Raw genomic sequence first — 16,247 nt, 5'->3', positions numbered from 1 at the left:
TTGCCGGATGCGCTTATCCGGCAATCGTGACCATTTTACTTGCTGGCGTCCGGACCCCGTTCACCGCGGGCGACCGGGTTTTTCGGATTACTGCTCCACTCATACCAGCCGCCGTCGTAAACAGAGACGTTTTTCCAGCCCATCGCGCGGGCATACATAAACGTTTCTGAAGCACGCCAGCCGGTGCCGCAGTAGAAAGAAACCTGCTGGTCTGGCGTGATATTCCACTGTTTCCACATGGCGGCGATGTCATCCGCGCTGCGCATGGTGCCATCCGGATTATGGAAATCTTCCATATGCGTGGAATCGCTGCCTGCGTGGCCCCAGCGTGCGCCTGCGATCTCACCTTTTGGCTTGATGTAGCTATAGCCGCTGGTAGTACCGATAAACTCCGGCCATGAACGAATGCTCACCAACGACGCATCCTGTCGATGCAGCAGGCCGCGAGCCTGTTCCATATCCAGCATCAACTGCGGCTGGGCAGGAATTTTCACGCCGAAATCAGGTTCTGGCTTCACCGTCGGCGGAGTACCACGTTCGACCGGTAAACCTGAGTCGGACCAGGTTTGCCAGCCGCCGTCGAGTAGACGAACATCTTTCACGCCTGCGTACAGCATAATTTGCGCCACGCGCGCGGCGGCATAAACATCGCGTCCATATAAAATCACCGTGGTGTCGTGGCGGATACCGTGTTTCGCCAGCATCGCTTTGAGCTGCTCGTCGGAAACTTTATTCCACAGTGGTTCGCTTTCGACTTCGTTGGTATCAATATAGCCCGCACCGGGGATATGGCTCAGCAGATACAACTTCGGCGCGCCCCAGGCGGCTTCAATCACTTTCCAGTCACCGGTCGGTTTGGCAGTCACGTCTTTACCCTGCTGCAGGTCGTGCAGCCACTGCGGGTAAACCAGTTGTTCGAAGTGCGGCAGACGTTGCAGACGGGCAGGGTCCGTAAACGCATCGCTGAGGGTTGAGATATGGCTAAAGCCGACTTTCTGCAGGCGGGATTTGACGGCCTGCATGTCGCTATCGCTGCCATACAGCGCCACCGGCGCGTCGGTTTTCAGCTGATGTGACTTAACCCAGGCGCTGAGTTGTGCATCATTCATCGTGTCGAGCCAGGCGGCAGACAGGTTCAGCGCGGAAGGTTCGTGTCCTGAAGGACCATTGAGCGACTGCGGCCAGCCGTTGTAAAAAGCGCTCTGACGGGTATCGATCGCCGCGCCTTGCTTTTGCTGTAACTGGTTGAGGGTGAGCGTTTGTGCTGTTTCAGCAGCCCAGGATGAAGCGCAAGCGAGCCCTAAAGCCAGTGCCAGCGCGGTCATTTGAGAAACACGTTTCATCGAATAGCCCGACGTTGAAAAAAGAGGACGACATTCTGTGCCGCCAGTGAAGTAAAAACCTTGCGTTAACGCAGCATATCGCTACATTCACGCCCAGCTTTCCATCTGTAATACACGGCCTGCGGGCGGAACGTCCTGCGCGTCATGGGTAACCTGGACCACCGGTATACCCAGCTTACGGACTTCAGTGAAGACCCACTGGCGAAAGGTATCGCGCAGTGACGCATCCAGCCTGCTAAAGGGTTCATCGAGTAACAGCGCCTGAGGCTGCGCCAGCAGCGCGCGAAGCAGGGCGACGCGCGAACGCTGCCCACCGGAGAGCGAAGCCGGATCGCGTGAATAAAATCCTGACAGGTCCGCGCGAGCGAGGGCGCTTTCTACCTCATGACGCCTGGCGGGACCTTGCAGGCTGGCGGGTAAGGCCAGCAGTAAATTCTGCCCAACGCTGAAATGGTCAAACAGCAGCGCATCCTGGAACAGGATGCCAATCTGGCGCTGCGCGGTAGGCAGGGTGTCAATGCGTCGTTCGTTGAGCCACAGTTCGCCTGACGCCTGAAACTGAGGAGACAGCGCTCCGATCATCCACGAAAATAGCGAAGACTTTCCGCTGCCGGAAGGCCCCATAATAGTGACAATGTCACTTTTATTTACCTGAAAATTAACGTCCTTCACCAGCGCTGTCGCGCCCTGGTACAACGAAACGTCTCGTACGGTAAGCATTAGCGGAGTCCTTGTCGAAAGCGGCCAATCCACGCAGCGAGAAACGCCGTGAGTGCGAAAACTAACAGTGGTAACAGAAGCTGCCATAATGCCTGGGTCGCCAGAATCGCGGTGCTACCACCGCTGCTTAATGCCACCGCTTCGGTGGTCAGCGTCGGATAGCGTCCGGCACCTAACCACAGCGTCGGCATATACTGGGCAATACTGACTGAGAATCCTACCGCGAAGGCAATCAGCGCCGGGCGCACTAGCAGTGGGCATTTCACCTGCCAGAATATCCGCCCCCGCGTCCAGCCCAGCGTTTGTGCAATCAAAATCAATCGCGGATCAATGCGTTGCCACGCCGGTTTGAGAACAAACAGCATCCATGGCATCACCCACAGCAGGTGGCTCCATACAATGGTCGTCATCAGCCCATCCTGTCCGCCATATAATGCCAACAGGTACTGTCCGGTCACCAGCGGCAGCGCAGGCAAAATGAGCGGTAGCCAGACCCAGCGGTGTCCGGTTTGTGGACCCCATTCCAGCCAGGCAAACAGTATCAGCAGCGCCAGCACGCTGGAAAGGAGTCCCAGTTGCAGGCTGTTGCTGAGCGCCTCGCTGTTTAGCGAGGAATAGTTGGCGAGAAGCGCCAGCACCAGCGCACATACCACACCGCTCAGGGGTAAAAGCTGTACCAGCGGGCGTGCGGCCGTAGCGGATGAAAAACGCAGGCGTTCACCGTTGACTGCCGGAATAGTGCGTCGCCAGATGCGCCAGAACAAATAACCCGCCAGCGCAATAATGAGAAGTAACAACACCAGCAGCAGGCTGGCGAGCGCACCTTTAGCCTGCTGTTCAACATCGCCCTGACTGAGCCATTGCCAGCTCAATACGGCAAGCGTTGGCGGATTGCCGGGGCCAAGAACGATTGCCACATCCACAACGGAGAGTGACCAGGCGACAATCGCCAGCATAGCTTTGCCCAACGCCGGGGCGATAGCGGGCAGAACCAGCCACTTCAGGCATTGCAGTCGGCTGTAACCCAGCGAATCCAGCACGATAACCTGCTGCGAAAGTTGTTTTTCACTTAGCAGGGCCGAGAGGATCCATAACAAAAAGGCGCTCTCTTTCACGGCCAGCGTCACGCCAAGTCCAATGCCGTAGCGATCCGGCTGGGGGCTGAAAAACGCAAGCCATTGCCAGAGCAGGCCGCCTTCGGCAAAAACTAACAGCACGCTGGTGGCAAAGGCAACGTGCGGAATTGCCAGCAGCCAGGGAAGACGCGTATACAGACGCACCCAGCCAGCGCCGGGCCACAGGGCGAGGATTGCCAGCAGAGCGATGAGCAGCGCGCCGCCAGCCGCGAGGATTACGGAAACCAGCGTTGCCAGTAACGCCTGCGGGAATTGAGGATCGGTGACTAACGCCAGCCAGTGTGCGGTGTTAAGCGCCGGTGCTATCAGCGACAATGCCGCTGGCGCCAGCGGCAGATATACTGCCGCCATAATGGCCCAGAGTAGCAGTATTAATGCGTACCGTAGCGGCGTAGCCATTCTTGTTCCAGAGCGTTTACCCAGGCTGCATGCGGTTCTGGCAGTACGGCAGGGAGTCCTTGCGGGATCCGTGCCAGCAGCGCATTACGCTGTTCGACAGGTAATTTTTGTGGATCAAGCACCGAAGGATCCCCCCAGACAGTCGGGTCGGCTTTGCGCAGTTGCGCTTCGGGCGAAAGCAGGTAGTTTGCCACGACTTTCGCTCCGGCGCTGGCGCGCGCATTCGCCGGAATGGTGACAAAATGCACGTTGCCGAGCATGCCCTGTGAGAAACCAAAACTATAGCTGCTTTTGGGCAATTCGCCGCTGGCCACTTTTTGCTGTGCGTGGGCAGGGTTAAAGGTTATTGAGAAACGCAGAACGCCACTATTAAGCAGCGCATCCATTCGCGCAGGCGTGGGCGGAAAGTCTTTGCCTTCGCGCCAGAGTACAGGGTGCAACGCATCAAGATAGTGCCATAACGGGGCAGTAACGTCGGCGAAGGTGGTTGCATCGGGAGCGATTTTCAACGCTTGCGGTTTGGTGGTGAGCGATAGTAACAACTGCTCAAGAAACGCTGTTCCGGTAAAATCTGGCGGGCGCGGATAGGTCACGGTACCGGGGTGCGCCTGCGCGAACTCCAGAAGCGCCTGCGGGGATTGCGGCGGCTGCGCGGTGAGGTCGCGCCTGGCAATAAAGGTTAGCTGGGCGCCGCCCCACGGTGATTCAGCCCCCTCCGTTGGAACGGAGAAATCTTCCGTCACCGGTTTTTGGGTATCAACATAGCGCCAGTTAGGCAGCGTTTGCGCCCACTGAGTTTGCAGCAGTCCGGCTTCTTTCAGCGTACGGAAGTTTTCGCCGTTAACCCACAGTAAATCGACAGAGCCACCGGTTTTTCGCCCGGATGTCGCTTCCGTCTGAATGCGTTTTACGGCGTCGGCAGCATCCGCCAGGCGCACGATTTTTAGGTTAATGGCGTAGTGCGTTTTCATCTCACCGCTAACCCAGTCGAGATACTGATTAACTGCATTGTCGCCACCCCAGGCGTTGAACCACACCGTCTGACCGCGGGCATCTTTTTTGATTTGCTGCCAGGTGGCGTCCTGGGCAAACGTCGCCAGCGGGCAGAGCAACAAACTCAGGCACAATAAGCAGTAACGCATAATATCTCCATTGCTAAAAATGGGGGAAGTCTCAGGTTTTTTTCCGTTGATGCTCAAGATAAAGGCTTCTCGCCACGGATATCACTACGCTCAGGGCGAACAGAATGAACAGGCCGGTAACAAACCAAAATGTGCCGCCGGTTAACAGGCTACCCGCCCACGAATAGACGATAGTGGCAGGTAATTGTCCGATGCCGGTGGCGATGAAAAAATGGCGAAAGCGAATCGAGGTCAGGCCTGCTGCATAACTTACCGGGTCGAAGGGCACAAAAGGTAACAGGCGACAGACCAAAATTGTATGCTTGCCATAGCGCTCGAAAAAAGCGTCCATGCTGTTTAGCACCGTTTTTCCGGTCAGTTTTTCCACCGCGCCGCGACCTAAAACGCGGGCAATAAAAAAGCACAGCGCCGCACCCACCATCGCGCTGCTCCAGGACAGTACGCCGCCCCAAAATGCGCCAAACAGTGAGGCATTGGCAAACGTAATAACAAAGGCAGGAAGGGGCGCGACGATGGCCTGCAGGATCATCAGGAAGAACGACACCACCGCGGCCTGGGTTCCGTAAGAACGAATGAAGTTCTCAACAGCATGCTGATCGAGCGTAGCAAACGCCGCCAGGCTGGCGTGGAGAAAGTCGCTCACGCCTGGTATCCACGCCCATGCGATTAGCGCGAGCAGCAGCAGAGCAAGCAAGCTTACCCGGTAATAGCGTGTCAGCCGCGGTGTATTCATTTTGAACATTTACCCGCGCACTCATGCCGGGACGATGGATCGATATGCTTATACCTAGCCCAGGCTTTGGCGGCCTGAACAAGGGCGAATAACACCAGCCCCGCAATGCTGAGCGTACCGATAAATGCCCAGCTAATCCCTTCGCTGGCCAGTTCGTGCGACATCAGCGTATAAATGAAGATGCCGGGCAAGGTGGTTACCGCAGATATCACGGTAAATGACCAGAACGGAATCGCCGTCAGCCCATAAGCGTAGTTTTGAATGTTATAGGGGAACAGCGGCACGAGCCGGGTCAGGATCAGAAAGTCTACTCCGCTATGGGCAATGCCTTTTTCGATAGCCTGAAACGTCGCTGTGTGCCCAACGTATTTTTGCAGTAGATCCCGACCAAGCCAGCGAGCCAGCAAAAACGACAGCGCCGAGGCAACGGTTGCCGCCACTAACGAGATGAGCGTTCCTGTCACGGGACCAAATAGCACCCCGCCGACGATCACCAGGATACTGCCTGGGATCAGACACAGCGCAGCAACAATAAACAACAGGATATAAAGCGTATAGCCGAACATACCGCTTTGGCGGATGACGTCTCGTAAATGATGGAAATTGGTTATCAGGTCGGTCAGACCATAATGATGGAAAACTCCCGTCAGAACGCAGAACAGGACCGCGACAATCAGCAGCCGGTATTCTGCTTTATGCGAACTTCTTTTTCATGGGGGTTCTCCTGTAAAACCGAGTGCAATGCAGCATTTTCGTCAGCGAAAAGTGCGCGGGAAGATATAATAAATTCCCGGCCGTAACAATGTATTACCGTCGCTTTATTGATTTTGCACAGAATAAACAGACTCTCCAGGCCGGGCCCGGAGAGTGAAAAGACGAAGAAGGTCAGACGCGGAATTTAGCCCATACAGGCGCATGATCGGACGGTTTTTCCATGCTGCGAATTTCATAGTCGATGCCGGTTTCTTCGCAGCGCTCCGCCAGTGGGTTGCTCGCCAGCAGAAGATCGATACGCAGGCCACGGTTATCGTCAAAGCCTTTTGAGCGGTAATCAAACCACGAGAACTGGTCGTTCTTTTCAGGATAAGCGTGGCGATAGGTATCTACCAGACCCCAGCCCAGCAGGCGCTCCATCCACTCGCGCTCTTCCGGCAGGAAGGAACATTTACCGGTCCGCAGCCAGCGTTTACGGTTCTCTTCGCCGATGCCGATATCGAGGTCGGTAGGGCTGATATTCATATCGCCCATGATCAACACCGGATTGTCGCGTTTCAGTTCTGTCTCCAGATAGTTTTGTAGGTTCTGATAAAACGCGGCTTTGGCCGGGAATTTAGTTTCATGGTCACGGCTTTCGCCCTGCGGGAAATAGCCGTTGATCACCGTGATGCTGCCCAGCGGGGATGGAATTTCCGCCATGATGATACGACGCTGCGCTTCCTCGCCATCGCCCGGGAAGCCACGACGCACCGCGATTGGCGTTTCTTTCGTTAACAGCGCCACGCCGTAATGACCTTTCTGTCCATGATAAAAGACGTTGTAACCGAGCTTTGCTACCTCTTCGAGAGGGAACATATCGTCGTGGACCTTTGTCTCCTGTAAGCCAATAACATCCGGTTGGTGTTTTTCGACAATGGCTGCCAGTTGATGGGGACGGGCGCGCAGGCCGTTGATATTAAAAGAGACAAATTTCATAGTCGCTGCCACTTTGCAAGATGAATAGTGCAAGGATGGTAGCAGAATTTCCGCAGGCTGACTGCTTCTTGTCACCTGATTCCAACAATGATTGCTAATGGCGTTAACGATGGAGCAAAAACTGCACCGTTTTGGCGCGAAGCGCGTCGGAATAGGGCAATAATTTCCGATAAATTTCGTATACGATCACAATTTCAGAATTATATTTGGCGACTGAATAAAACTGCGTTTTTTCCTCTGTTTAGTCGCCGGATGCGCAAACATATTCACTTTATATGCACATATAGTGAATATCGCCACGTTGTAACCTGTTGATATTCCGTTACCAACCTCTGTTTATGCACTTTTTTCGCTGGCTGGCACGAACCCTGCAATCTACATTTACACCGCAAACACTATATTTATTAACATACAGATAACTTTTTATTTACCGTTGAGGTCGCTATGTCTCTGTCAATTACGCGTGAAAATTTTGATGAATGGATGATGCCCGTATACGCTCCGGCCCCTTTTATTCCGGTGCGTGGTGAAGGTTCACGTCTGTGGGACCAGCAGGGCAAAGAGTATATCGATTTCGCGGGAGGCATTGCGGTTAACGCGCTGGGTCACGCCCATCCGGCATTGCGCGAGGCATTAAATGACCAGGCGAGCAAATTCTGGCATACGGGAAATGGCTACACCAACGAGCCGGTGCTGCGTCTGGCGAAAAAGTTAATTGACGCCACCTTCGCCGAGCGCATTTTCTTCTGTAACTCTGGCGCAGAGGCCAATGAAGCGGCACTAAAACTGGCGCGTAAATATGCTCACGATCGTTTTGGCAGCCAGAAGAGCGGCATTGTAGCGTTTAAAAATGCTTTCCATGGCCGCACGCTCTTTACCGTCAGCGCCGGAGGACAGCCTGCCTATTCACAGGATTTCGCACCGCTGCCGCCGGATATCCGTCATGCCGTATACAACGATCTCGACTCTGCCAGCCAACTGATTGATGACACCACCTGCGCGGTTATCGTGGAGCCGGTGCAGGGTGAAGGCGGCGTGGTGCCGGCAACGAATGCCTTTTTACAGGGGCTGCGTGAATTATGCGATCGCCATAATGCACTGCTGATATTTGATGAAGTTCAGACCGGCGTTGGCCGTACCGGAGAACTGTATGCCTATATGCATTATGGCGTTACGCCGGATCTACTGACGACAGCAAAAGCGCTGGGCGGTGGTTTCCCCATCGGCGCACTGCTGGCGACAGAGCATTGTGCCAGCGTGATGACGGTCGGTACGCACGGTACAACGTACGGCGGAAACCCGCTGGCCACGGCGGTGGCGGGCAAACTGCTGGAAATTGTTAACACGCCGGAAGTGCTCAACGGAGTGAAACAGCGCCACGACTGGTTTGTGGAGCGTATTAACGCCATTAACGAACGTTTTGGACTGTTTAGTGAAATTCGTGGACTCGGACTGCTGATCGGCTGCGTGCTGAACGCGGAATTTGCCGGGAAAGCGAAACTTATCTCGCAAGAAGCGGCCGTTGCCGGGGTGATGGTACTGATTGCTGGTGCTAACGTGGTGCGTTTTGCCCCTGCGTTAAACGTCAGCGAAGAAGAGGTCGCCACCGGGCTGGATCGCTTTGCGCTGGCCTGCGAACGCATTAAAGCAGGAGGTTCATCATGATGGTGATTCGTCCCATTGAACGCGCGGATATCACTGCGTTGATGCAGCTTGCCAGTAAGACCGGCGGCGGATTGACTTCGCTACCGGCGAATGAAGCTACGCTAATGGCGCGTATCGAACGTTCGCTACAAACCTGGCGCGGTGAGTTGCCAAAAAGTGAGCAAGGATATGTGTTTGTGCTGGAAGACAGCGCCAGCGGAACCGTGGCGGGGATTTGCGCCATCGAGGTGGCGGTGGGGCTTAACGACCCCTGGTACAACTACCGGGTCGGTACTCTGGTGCACGCGTCGAAAGAGCTGAACGTATACAACGCGCTGCCGACGCTGTTTCTGAGTAACGATCATACGGGCAGTAGCGAACTTTGCACTCTGTTTCTCGATCCGGACTGGCGTAAAGAGGGCAACGGTTATTTGCTGTCGAAGTCGCGTTTTATGTTTATGGCGGCCTTTCGCGATCGATTCAATGAGAAAGTCGTGGCCGAGATGCGCGGCGTGATCGATGAGCATGGCTACTCTCCGTTCTGGCAAAGCCTCGGCAAACGATTTTTCTCGATGGAGTTTAGCCGGGCGGATTTTCTCTGCGGAACCGGGCAAAAAGCATTCATTGCTGAACTGATGCCTAAGCATCCGATTTATACCCATTTCTTGTCTGATGAAGCGCAAAGCGTGATTGGTCAGGTACATCCGCAAACGGCTCCTGCTCGAGCAGTGCTGGAGAAAGAAGGGTTTCGCTACCGTAACTATGTCGATATTTTCGACGGCGGGCCGACCCTGGAATGTGATATTGACCGGGTGCGGGCTATCCGTAAAAGCCGACTGGTGGAGGTGGCTGAAGGGCAGCCTGCGCCGGGCGATTATCCAGCTTGTCTGGTTGCCAATGAAAATTATCAAAACTTCCGCGTCATGTTGGTTCGTGCCGACCCGGATACTCAGCGTCTGGTACTGACGGCGGCGCAACTGGACGCCCTGAAATGCCATGCGGGCGACCATGTACGTTTTGTGCGTCTTTGTGCAGAGGAGAAAACAGCATGACATTATGGATAAACGGCGACTGGGTGACCGGGCAGGGTGAGCGTCGGGTGAAAACCAATCCGGTAAGCGGTGATGCGCTGTGGCAGGGCAATGATGCCGATGCAACTCAGGTAGCACAGGCATGTCGGGCCGCGCGCGCAGCCTTTACCGGTTGGGCTAAACAGCCCTTTAGCGCCCGTCAGACTATTGTTGAAAAGTTTGCTTCATTGCTGGAAAGCAATAAAGCCGAGCTGACCCAGATTATCGCCCGGGAAACCGGCAAACCTCATTGGGAAGCCGCGACTGAACTGACGGCGATGATCAATAAAATAGCTATCTCCGTGAAAGCTTATCATGCCCGTACCGGAGAGCAGCACAGCGAGTTACCGGATGGCGCGGCAACGTTGCGCCATCGCCCGCACGGCGTACTGGCGGTATTTGGCCCGTATAACTTCCCCGGCCATTTACCCAATGGTCATATTGTTCCGGCACTGCTGGCAGGCAATACGTTGATTTTCAAACCCAGCGAGCTGACGCCGTGGACCGGCGAAGCCGTGACAAAGCTGTGGGAGCTGGCGGGATTGCCGCCGGGCGTGCTGAACCTGGTGCAGGGTGGACGCGAAACGGGGCAGGCGCTGAGCGCGCAGGAAGATCTTGATGGTCTGCTGTTTACCGGCAGTGCCAATACCGGTTATCAACTGCATCGACAGCTATCCGGCCAGCCGGAAAAAATCCTTGCCCTGGAAATGGGGGGCAACAACCCGCTGATTATTGAGAATCCGCAAGATATTGATGCCGCGGTGCATCTGACGATCCAATCCGCGTTTGTTACCGCCGGACAGCGTTGTACCTGCGCCCGCCGCCTGTTAGTTAAAAAAGGCGCGCAGGGGGATGCGTTCCTGGCGCGTCTGGTGGAGGTCAGCCAGCGTTTAATGCCCGGCAACTGGGATGCACAACCGCAGCCGTTTCTTGGCGGACTGATTTCCGAACAGGCCGCGCAGCACGTCTATGATGCCTGGCAGCGCCTGGAGTCATTGGGTGGCCGTACGCTGCTGGCGCCACGTCTGGTGAAAGCCGGAACGTCACTGCTGACCCCTGGTATTATCGAACTGACCGGGGCAGGAAACGTACCTGATGAAGAGGTTTTTGGTCCGCTGCTCGGCGTCTGGCGTTATGACAGCTTTGATGATGCGATTCGTATGGCGAACAACACCCGTTTTGGGCTGTCATGCGGCCTGGTTTCACCCGATCGCAGCCAGTTTGACCAATTGCTGCTGGAGGCGCGGGCTGGGATCGTCAACTGGAATAAGCCGTTAACTGGCGCGGCGAGCACAGCGCCGTTTGGCGGGGTTGGCGCGTCCGGGAACCATCGCGCGAGCGCGTGGTATGCCGCAGATTATTGCGCCTGGCCGATGGCAAGTCTGGAATCACCTGCCTTAACGCTGCCAACGGCGCTTAGCCCCGGACTGGATTTTTCTCGCGAGGACAAGCTATGAAATCCCGTGAGGTAAATTTTGATGGTCTGGTGGGACTGACCCACCATTATGCGGGGCTGTCATTTGGTAATGAGGCCTCAACCAAACATCGTTTTCAGGTGTCGAACCCGCGTCTGGCGGCGAAACAGGGTCTGCTAAAGATGAAAGCGCTGGCGGATGCGGGATTTCCCCAGGCGGTGATCCCTCCCCACGAACGGCCTTATATTCCGGTATTGCGTCAGTTGGGGTTTCACGGCAGTGACGAACAGGTGCTGGAGAAGGTGGCGCGTCAGGCGCCTCACTGGCTTTCCTGCGCCAGCTCCGCATCGCCTATGTGGGTGGCGAACGCGGCAACGGTCTGCCCTTCGGCAGATTCGCTGGACGGGAAAGTACATCTGACAGTGGCAAATCTGAATAATAAGTTTCACCGTTCGCTGGAAGCGCCAACTACCGAAGCATTGTTACGGGCAATTTTCCGTGATGAGAATAGCTTTGCGGTCCACGGCGCGTTGCCTCAGGTTGCGCTTTTCGGTGATGAAGGGGCGGCAAACCATAACCGCCTCGGTGGAGATTACGGTGACCCTGGCGTACAGCTATTCGTTTACGGTCGTGAAGAAGGGAATGCCTCCCAGCCGAAGCGCTATCCGGCGAGGCAATCCCGTGAGGCCAGCGAAGCGGTCGCACGACTGAATCAGGTTAACCCGCATCAGCGCATTTTTGCCCAGCAAAACCCGGACGTCATCGATCTTGGCGTGTTTCATAACGATGTGATTGCGGTATCGAATCGTCAGGTGCTGTTTTGTCATCAACAGGCATTTGTCAGACAGCAGGCGTTGTTAGAGCAGTTACGCAGCCAGGTGGCTGGATTTACTCCGCTGGAAGTTCCGGCTGCGGAAGTGTCGGTGCAGGATGCGGTCACTACCTATCTGTTTAACAGTCAGTTACTCAGCCGGGTTGACGGTTCGATGATGCTGGTCCTGCCGCAGGAATGTCGGGAGCATGCGGGCGTGTGGCGGTATTTGAACCGTCTGCTCGAGGAAGACAATCCGATCGATGACCTACGGGTATTCGACCTGCGCGAAAGTATGTCCAACGGCGGCGGTCCGGCATGTTTGCGCCTGAGAGTGGTGCTTACCCCACAAGAGCTGCAGGTGGTGAACCCAGCGGTTATTATGAACGACACGCTGTTTAACACGTTGAATAACTGGGTTGACCGTTACTACCGCGATCGTCTTACCGCCGCGGATCTTGCAGACCCGCAGCTGTTGCGCGAGGGGCGTGAAGCGCTGGATACGCTGACGCAATTGCTCAATCTCGGCTCTGTGTATCCTTTCCAGCAGGAGAGGACCAGTCATGGATAATTTTCTGACCCAAACGCTTAACGGGAAAATCCCCGAGCAAATCCAGGGCACAGCACATGGTTTTACCTGGCAGTGGGTGGGGCGCGGGATTCTGGAACTGACGCCGAATGCACCCGTTGAACAGTCTCTGGTGCTGTCTGCGGGGATCCATGGCAATGAAACGGCCCCGGTAGAGATTCTCGAATCATTGCTTTCCAGGCTGTTTAGCGGCGAGCTGGCACTGACATGGCGACTGCTGGTGATTCTGGGAAACCCGCAGGCGCTGGCAGCGGGAAAACGTTATTGCCATAGTGACCTTAACCGGATGTTTGGCGGTCGTTGGCAGATTTTTGCCGCGAGTGAAGAAACGCACCGCGCCCACGAGCTTGAGCTGTGTCTGGAAGATTTCTATTCGCGGGCAAAAGAGCCAGTACGCTGGCATCTGGATCTGCACACCGCGATCCGCGGGTCACAGCATCTGCGCTTTGGCGTGTTGCCACAACGCAACGTTGCCTGGGACGAAGATTTTCTGGGATGGCTGGGTGATGCAGGGCTGGAGGCGCTGGTTTTCCATCAGACACCTGGCGGCACGTTTACCCATTTTAGCGCCGAACATTTTGGCGCGCTGGCCTGTACGCTGGAGCTGGGTAAAGCGCTACCGTTTGGACAAAACGATCTGGCCCAGTTTTCGCAGACGTCAGATGCGCTGGCGAAGCTGCTGCGGGGCGAGCGAATGGCTTGCGGAGAAACATCCCCGCTGCGTTACCGCGTGGTGTCGCAAATAACGCGGCGTAGCGATGATTTCATTCTCCATATGGATAACCAGACGCTCAATTTTACCCCTTTTAAAGAGGGAACTTTGCTTGCGCAGGACGGGGATGAACGTTTTATCGTCACCCATGATGTTGAATACGTTCTCTTTCCGAACCCTAACGTGGCCTGCGGTTTACGAGCCGGATTGATGCTGGAAAAATTGTGACGAATATATTTGCCCTGCAGGTTTATCCTTAAGGGCATATTTTGCGTGCTGTTTTTATTTATTACAGATTATTCCTGGTGAATTGCTTTCTTAATAATCAGGGTTCAGGTATAGTTCTTCATAATCCCTTCAAAATCATCCTGTTGTAATTTTTCATTGCAAGTCTGCGCAATTAATTCTTTTTTTCTCCATAATTGATGAAAGTTTGTTTTTTACACTTTCACTGTTTTACCGTTGCTCTGATTAATTGACGCTTAAGCCGGTAAAGTTAATCTCGTCAACACGACATCACATTGCATAAGAGTCGCATGAGTGTCGTAAAAATAACTGAAAGAAAGGATAGAAATTATGCGTAAACTGACTGCTCTGTTTGTTGCCTCTACCCTGGCGCTGGGCGCTGCTAACCTGGCACACGCCGCTGACACGACAACAGCTGCGCCAGCGGATGCCAAACCGATGATGCACCACAACGGCAAATTCGCCCCGCATCATGACATGATGTTCAAAGACCTGAACCTGACCGACGCACAGAAACAGCAGATTCGCGAAATCATGAAAGGTCAGCGCGATCAGATGAAACGTCCACCGCTGGAAGAGCGCCGCGCAATGCACGACATCATTGCCAGCGATAGCTTCGATAAAGCAAAAGCAGAAGCGCAAATTGCGAAGATGGAAGAACAGCGCAAAGCCAATATGCTGGCGCATATGGAAACCCAGAACAAGATTTACAACATCCTGACGCCGGAACAGAAAAAGCAGTTTAATGCCAATTTTGAGAAGCGTCTGACAGAACGTGCAGCGCAGAAAGGTAAAATGCCGCAAGCTGCTGAGTAATCGTTCAGCGTCTACACTAAATCATTCACGCTGTGTGTGCTGATTGCCGCGCAGTGTGAAACCAAACTCAAGACCGCCGCTCTTGTCCACAACACGTTTAACGAGGTGGGCAGGATCGGCGGTTTTTTCTTTACCGCCTCTTGCACCGCGCTTGTGACGCGTTATTCTCCTGAAGCCCGCGAAAATTCCACCTGGAAGGCGCTAATTTTTTTGCAAAACACCGGGTTCATCGCTAAGGCAAATCAACTCTGCTGCCGATAACAATAATCTGCAGGGTGAACAAAACAATGATGATTTATGGCGGCCTGTTATGGCGGGCTGCCGTGCTGCGCCTTTCTGGAGGGATGATGGAATACTTTGATATCCGCAAAATGCCGGTCAATCTGTGGCGAAATGGTGCGGGAGAAACGCGTGAAATTTGCTGTTTTCCGCCAGCAACACGAGATTTTCACTGGCGGGCGAGTATCGCCTCCATCGCAGCAAACGGTGAGTTTTCTCTTTTTCCCGGTGTAGAACGCGTGATTACCCTGCTGGAAGGCGGAGAAGTGACTCTGGAAGAGTCGAACACCTTCACTCATACCCTGAAACAGCATCAGCCTTTTACCTTTGCCGGTGACAAGGTGGTAAAAGCGAAGCTGACGGAAGGGCAGATGTCGATGGATTTTAATATCATGACCCGACGGGATGTCTGCCAGGCGAAAGTCAGGGTGGCCGATCGCACCTTTACGACCTTTGGTTCGCGCGGCGGTGTGGTGTTCGTTATCAGCGGCGCCTGGCAACTGGGCGATAAGCTGTTGACGGCCGATCAGGGTGCAAGCTGGCACGACGGTAAACACACATTACGACTGCTGGAGCGTGAGGGGAAACTGCTGTTTAGTGAGATTAACTGGATGCCGGGGCATTCTCCGGACGCAGTTCAATAATGTCATATTGACCAGACAGAACAGGCCGGCAGAGAATTTTATAGCCATCATGGTCAAAGCCGGCCGGCATACGCGCCAGTGTTGCCGCTTCATCCAGCGTAGAAACGGCCCCCAGCCACAGCCAGTTATTGATGATATGGTACTGAGTCATTTCAGCGCGCGTTTCCTGCAGCGCAATGGCATTGCTCCATGGCCAGCAGATCACGCGCACTCTTTCCAGTGCTTCTACCAGACGCAAATGATGCGCTTCAGGGCTTTCCTTCCCACAGCAGGCTCCGGCACAGCGTTTAAGCGCGGAGCGAAAACAGGCGCGCCCGCGACTCAGGGGTTCCAGACCCAACAGGCCGTAGCACAGCTTTTGTTCATCGGCGAGACTTTGCAGCGTCTGTAGCGCCGCGCGGCGATTAGCAAACAGACCAAACAGATTGGGGGCGTGGGAGAAATCAATATCTCGTGCGTAGACAACCTGAACAGTCCGCTCGGTAAGCTGCAAGGCACAAAGTTGACGATTGCGTCGCAGTCGTTTGTTAAACAACGGCTGCTGTTCTTTGATAAGCCGTGCTTCCAGCAGCAGGGCGCCAATTTCTCCGGCCGTACAAATCCAGCTAATGCGTTTGGCCTGACGTAGCATGGCCGCTTCGTCTGCGGTACGTAGATGCGCCAGCACGCGGCTGCGAATATTGACGCTTTTACCAATATAAAGCGGCATGGTGTCGCTATCACTGTGAAACAGATAGACGCCGGGCGCGGTGGGAAGCTCACTCAAAAATGGGCGCAGGTGTTCGGGATATTCATAGATTGCCGCTGCCTCAAATGACAGGCGAGGGGCTGATTGACGCTGTACCACTGTTGACTC

Annotated in this window: 15 protein-coding genes; 7 read left to right on the top strand and 8 right to left on the bottom strand. The window is 54.7% G+C overall.

Translation table 11 applies throughout. The features are described from left to right. Window positions 1–35: 35 nt before the first annotated feature. The 7 genes from LA337_13175 to xthA form a co-directional block, all read right to left on the bottom strand. Complete coding sequence (locus LA337_13175; protein UBI14151.1) at window positions 36–1,343, bottom strand: sulfurtransferase; 1,308 nt, start codon at window positions 1,341–1,343, stop codon at window positions 36–38. A gap of 87 nt (window positions 1,344–1,430) precedes the next feature. Then, window positions 1,431–2,063 carry an ATP-binding cassette domain-containing protein gene (locus tag LA337_13170; GenBank protein ID UBI14150.1) on the bottom strand — a complete coding sequence of 211 codons (633 nt, stop codon included), beginning with the start codon at window positions 2,061–2,063 and terminating at the stop codon, window positions 1,431–1,433. Next, complete coding sequence (locus LA337_13165) at window positions 2,063–3,598, bottom strand: thiamine ABC transporter permease (protein ID UBI14149.1); 1,536 nt, start codon at window positions 3,596–3,598, stop codon at window positions 2,063–2,065. Before LA337_13165 ends, LA337_13170 begins: the two co-directional genes overlap by 1 nt. Next, window positions 3,571–4,740: an ABC transporter substrate-binding protein gene (locus LA337_13160; GenBank protein UBI14148.1), complete on the bottom strand. Its 1,170-nt coding sequence runs from the start codon at window positions 4,738–4,740 to the stop codon at window positions 3,571–3,573. The genes LA337_13165 and LA337_13160 overlap by 28 nt, the downstream gene beginning before the upstream one ends. A 31-nt stretch (window positions 4,741–4,771) precedes the next feature. Then, window positions 4,772–5,482, bottom strand: a complete 711-nt coding sequence (locus LA337_13155) for a TVP38/TMEM64 family protein (protein UBI14147.1) — start codon at window positions 5,480–5,482, stop codon at window positions 4,772–4,774. Further along, window positions 5,470–6,135: a TVP38/TMEM64 family protein gene (locus LA337_13150; protein UBI18464.1), complete on the bottom strand. Its 666-nt coding sequence runs from the start codon at window positions 6,133–6,135 to the stop codon at window positions 5,470–5,472. Before LA337_13150 ends, LA337_13155 begins: the two co-directional genes overlap by 13 nt. A 223-nt stretch (window positions 6,136–6,358) precedes the next feature. Beyond that, the gene (xthA, locus tag LA337_13145) at window positions 6,359–7,165 is read right to left on the bottom strand and encodes an exodeoxyribonuclease III (GenBank protein ID UBI14146.1); all 807 of its coding nucleotides are present in this window, start codon (window positions 7,163–7,165) and stop codon (window positions 6,359–6,361) included. A gap of 444 nt (window positions 7,166–7,609) precedes the next feature. On the opposite strand from xthA, the gene LA337_13140 reads away from it, so the two are divergent. The 7 genes from LA337_13140 (at window position 7,610) to ves (ending at window position 15,391) form a co-directional block, all read left to right on the top strand. Continuing rightward, entirely contained in the window at window positions 7,610–8,830 is a 1,221-nt protein-coding gene (locus tag LA337_13140) for an aspartate aminotransferase family protein (protein ID UBI14145.1), read from the top strand. Further along, entirely contained in the window at window positions 8,827–9,861 is a 1,035-nt protein-coding gene (gene astA, locus LA337_13135) for an arginine N-succinyltransferase (GenBank protein UBI14144.1), read from the top strand. Before LA337_13140 ends, astA begins: the two co-directional genes overlap by 4 nt. After that, window positions 9,858–11,336 (top strand): succinylglutamate-semialdehyde dehydrogenase, encoded by a 1,479-nt coding sequence (gene astD, locus LA337_13130; GenBank protein ID UBI14143.1) that lies wholly within the window; start codon window positions 9,858–9,860, stop codon window positions 11,334–11,336. The genes astA and astD overlap by 4 nt, the downstream gene beginning before the upstream one ends. Beyond that, window positions 11,333–12,676 carry an N-succinylarginine dihydrolase gene (gene astB, locus LA337_13125; GenBank protein ID UBI14142.1) on the top strand — a complete coding sequence of 448 codons (1,344 nt, stop codon included), beginning with the start codon at window positions 11,333–11,335 and terminating at the stop codon, window positions 12,674–12,676. The genes astD and astB overlap by 4 nt, the downstream gene beginning before the upstream one ends. Further along, window positions 12,669–13,634: a succinylglutamate desuccinylase gene (gene astE / locus LA337_13120; protein ID UBI14141.1), complete on the top strand. Its 966-nt coding sequence runs from the start codon at window positions 12,669–12,671 to the stop codon at window positions 13,632–13,634. The genes astB and astE overlap by 8 nt, the downstream gene beginning before the upstream one ends. Window positions 13,635–13,982: 348 nt before the next feature. Continuing rightward, on the top strand, window positions 13,983–14,468 hold the full coding sequence (gene spy / locus LA337_13115) for an ATP-independent periplasmic protein-refolding chaperone Spy (protein ID UBI14140.1): 486 nt from the start codon (window positions 13,983–13,985) through the stop codon (window positions 14,466–14,468). A 347-nt stretch (window positions 14,469–14,815) separates the two neighbouring features. Further along, window positions 14,816–15,391: an environmental stress-induced protein Ves gene (ves, locus tag LA337_13110; GenBank protein ID UBI18463.1), complete on the top strand. Its 576-nt coding sequence runs from the start codon at window positions 14,816–14,818 to the stop codon at window positions 15,389–15,391. Here ves and cho read toward each other — a convergent pair. Continuing rightward, window positions 15,351–16,238 (bottom strand): excinuclease Cho, encoded by an 888-nt coding sequence (cho, locus tag LA337_13105; protein ID UBI14139.1) that lies wholly within the window; start codon window positions 16,236–16,238, stop codon window positions 15,351–15,353. The genes ves and cho overlap by 41 nt on opposite strands. Window positions 16,239–16,247: the final 9 nt, after the last annotated feature.

Origin of the sequence: Citrobacter europaeus, assembly GCA_020099315.1 — a bacterium.
Classification (GTDB): Bacteria; Pseudomonadota; Gammaproteobacteria; order Enterobacterales; family Enterobacteriaceae; genus Citrobacter; species Citrobacter europaeus.
This window is presented reverse-complemented; position numbering and strand designations above follow the sequence as displayed.

Excerpts from the sequence above, each read along its gene's own strand:
- LA337_13165 (UBI14149.1), bottom strand. The coding sequence starts at position 3,598 with ATGGCTACGCCGCTACGGTACGCATTAATACTGCTACTCTGGGCCATT.
- LA337_13155 (UBI14147.1), bottom strand. The coding sequence starts at position 5,482 with ATGTTCAAAATGAATACACCGCGGCTGACACGCTATTACCGGGTAAGC.
- LA337_13175 (UBI14151.1), bottom strand. The coding sequence starts at position 1,343 with ATGAAACGTGTTTCTCAAATGACCGCGCTGGCACTGGCTTTAGGGCTC.
- astE (UBI14141.1), top strand. The coding sequence starts at position 12,669 with ATGGATAATTTTCTGACCCAAACGCTTAACGGGAAAATCCCCGAGCAA.
- astB (UBI14142.1), top strand. The coding sequence starts at position 11,333 with ATGAAATCCCGTGAGGTAAATTTTGATGGTCTGGTGGGACTGACCCAC.
- xthA (UBI14146.1), bottom strand. The coding sequence starts at position 7,165 with ATGAAATTTGTCTCTTTTAATATCAACGGCCTGCGCGCCCGTCCCCAT.
- ves (UBI18463.1), top strand. The coding sequence starts at position 14,816 with ATGGAATACTTTGATATCCGCAAAATGCCGGTCAATCTGTGGCGAAAT.
- spy (UBI14140.1), top strand. The coding sequence starts at position 13,983 with ATGCGTAAACTGACTGCTCTGTTTGTTGCCTCTACCCTGGCGCTGGGC.
- LA337_13160 (UBI14148.1), bottom strand. The coding sequence starts at position 4,740 with ATGCGTTACTGCTTATTGTGCCTGAGTTTGTTGCTCTGCCCGCTGGCG.
- astD (UBI14143.1), top strand. The coding sequence starts at position 9,858 with ATGACATTATGGATAAACGGCGACTGGGTGACCGGGCAGGGTGAGCGT.
- astA (UBI14144.1), top strand. The coding sequence starts at position 8,827 with ATGATGGTGATTCGTCCCATTGAACGCGCGGATATCACTGCGTTGATG.
- LA337_13170 (UBI14150.1), bottom strand. The coding sequence starts at position 2,063 with ATGCTTACCGTACGAGACGTTTCGTTGTACCAGGGCGCGACAGCGCTG.
- LA337_13140 (UBI14145.1), top strand. The coding sequence starts at position 7,610 with ATGTCTCTGTCAATTACGCGTGAAAATTTTGATGAATGGATGATGCCC.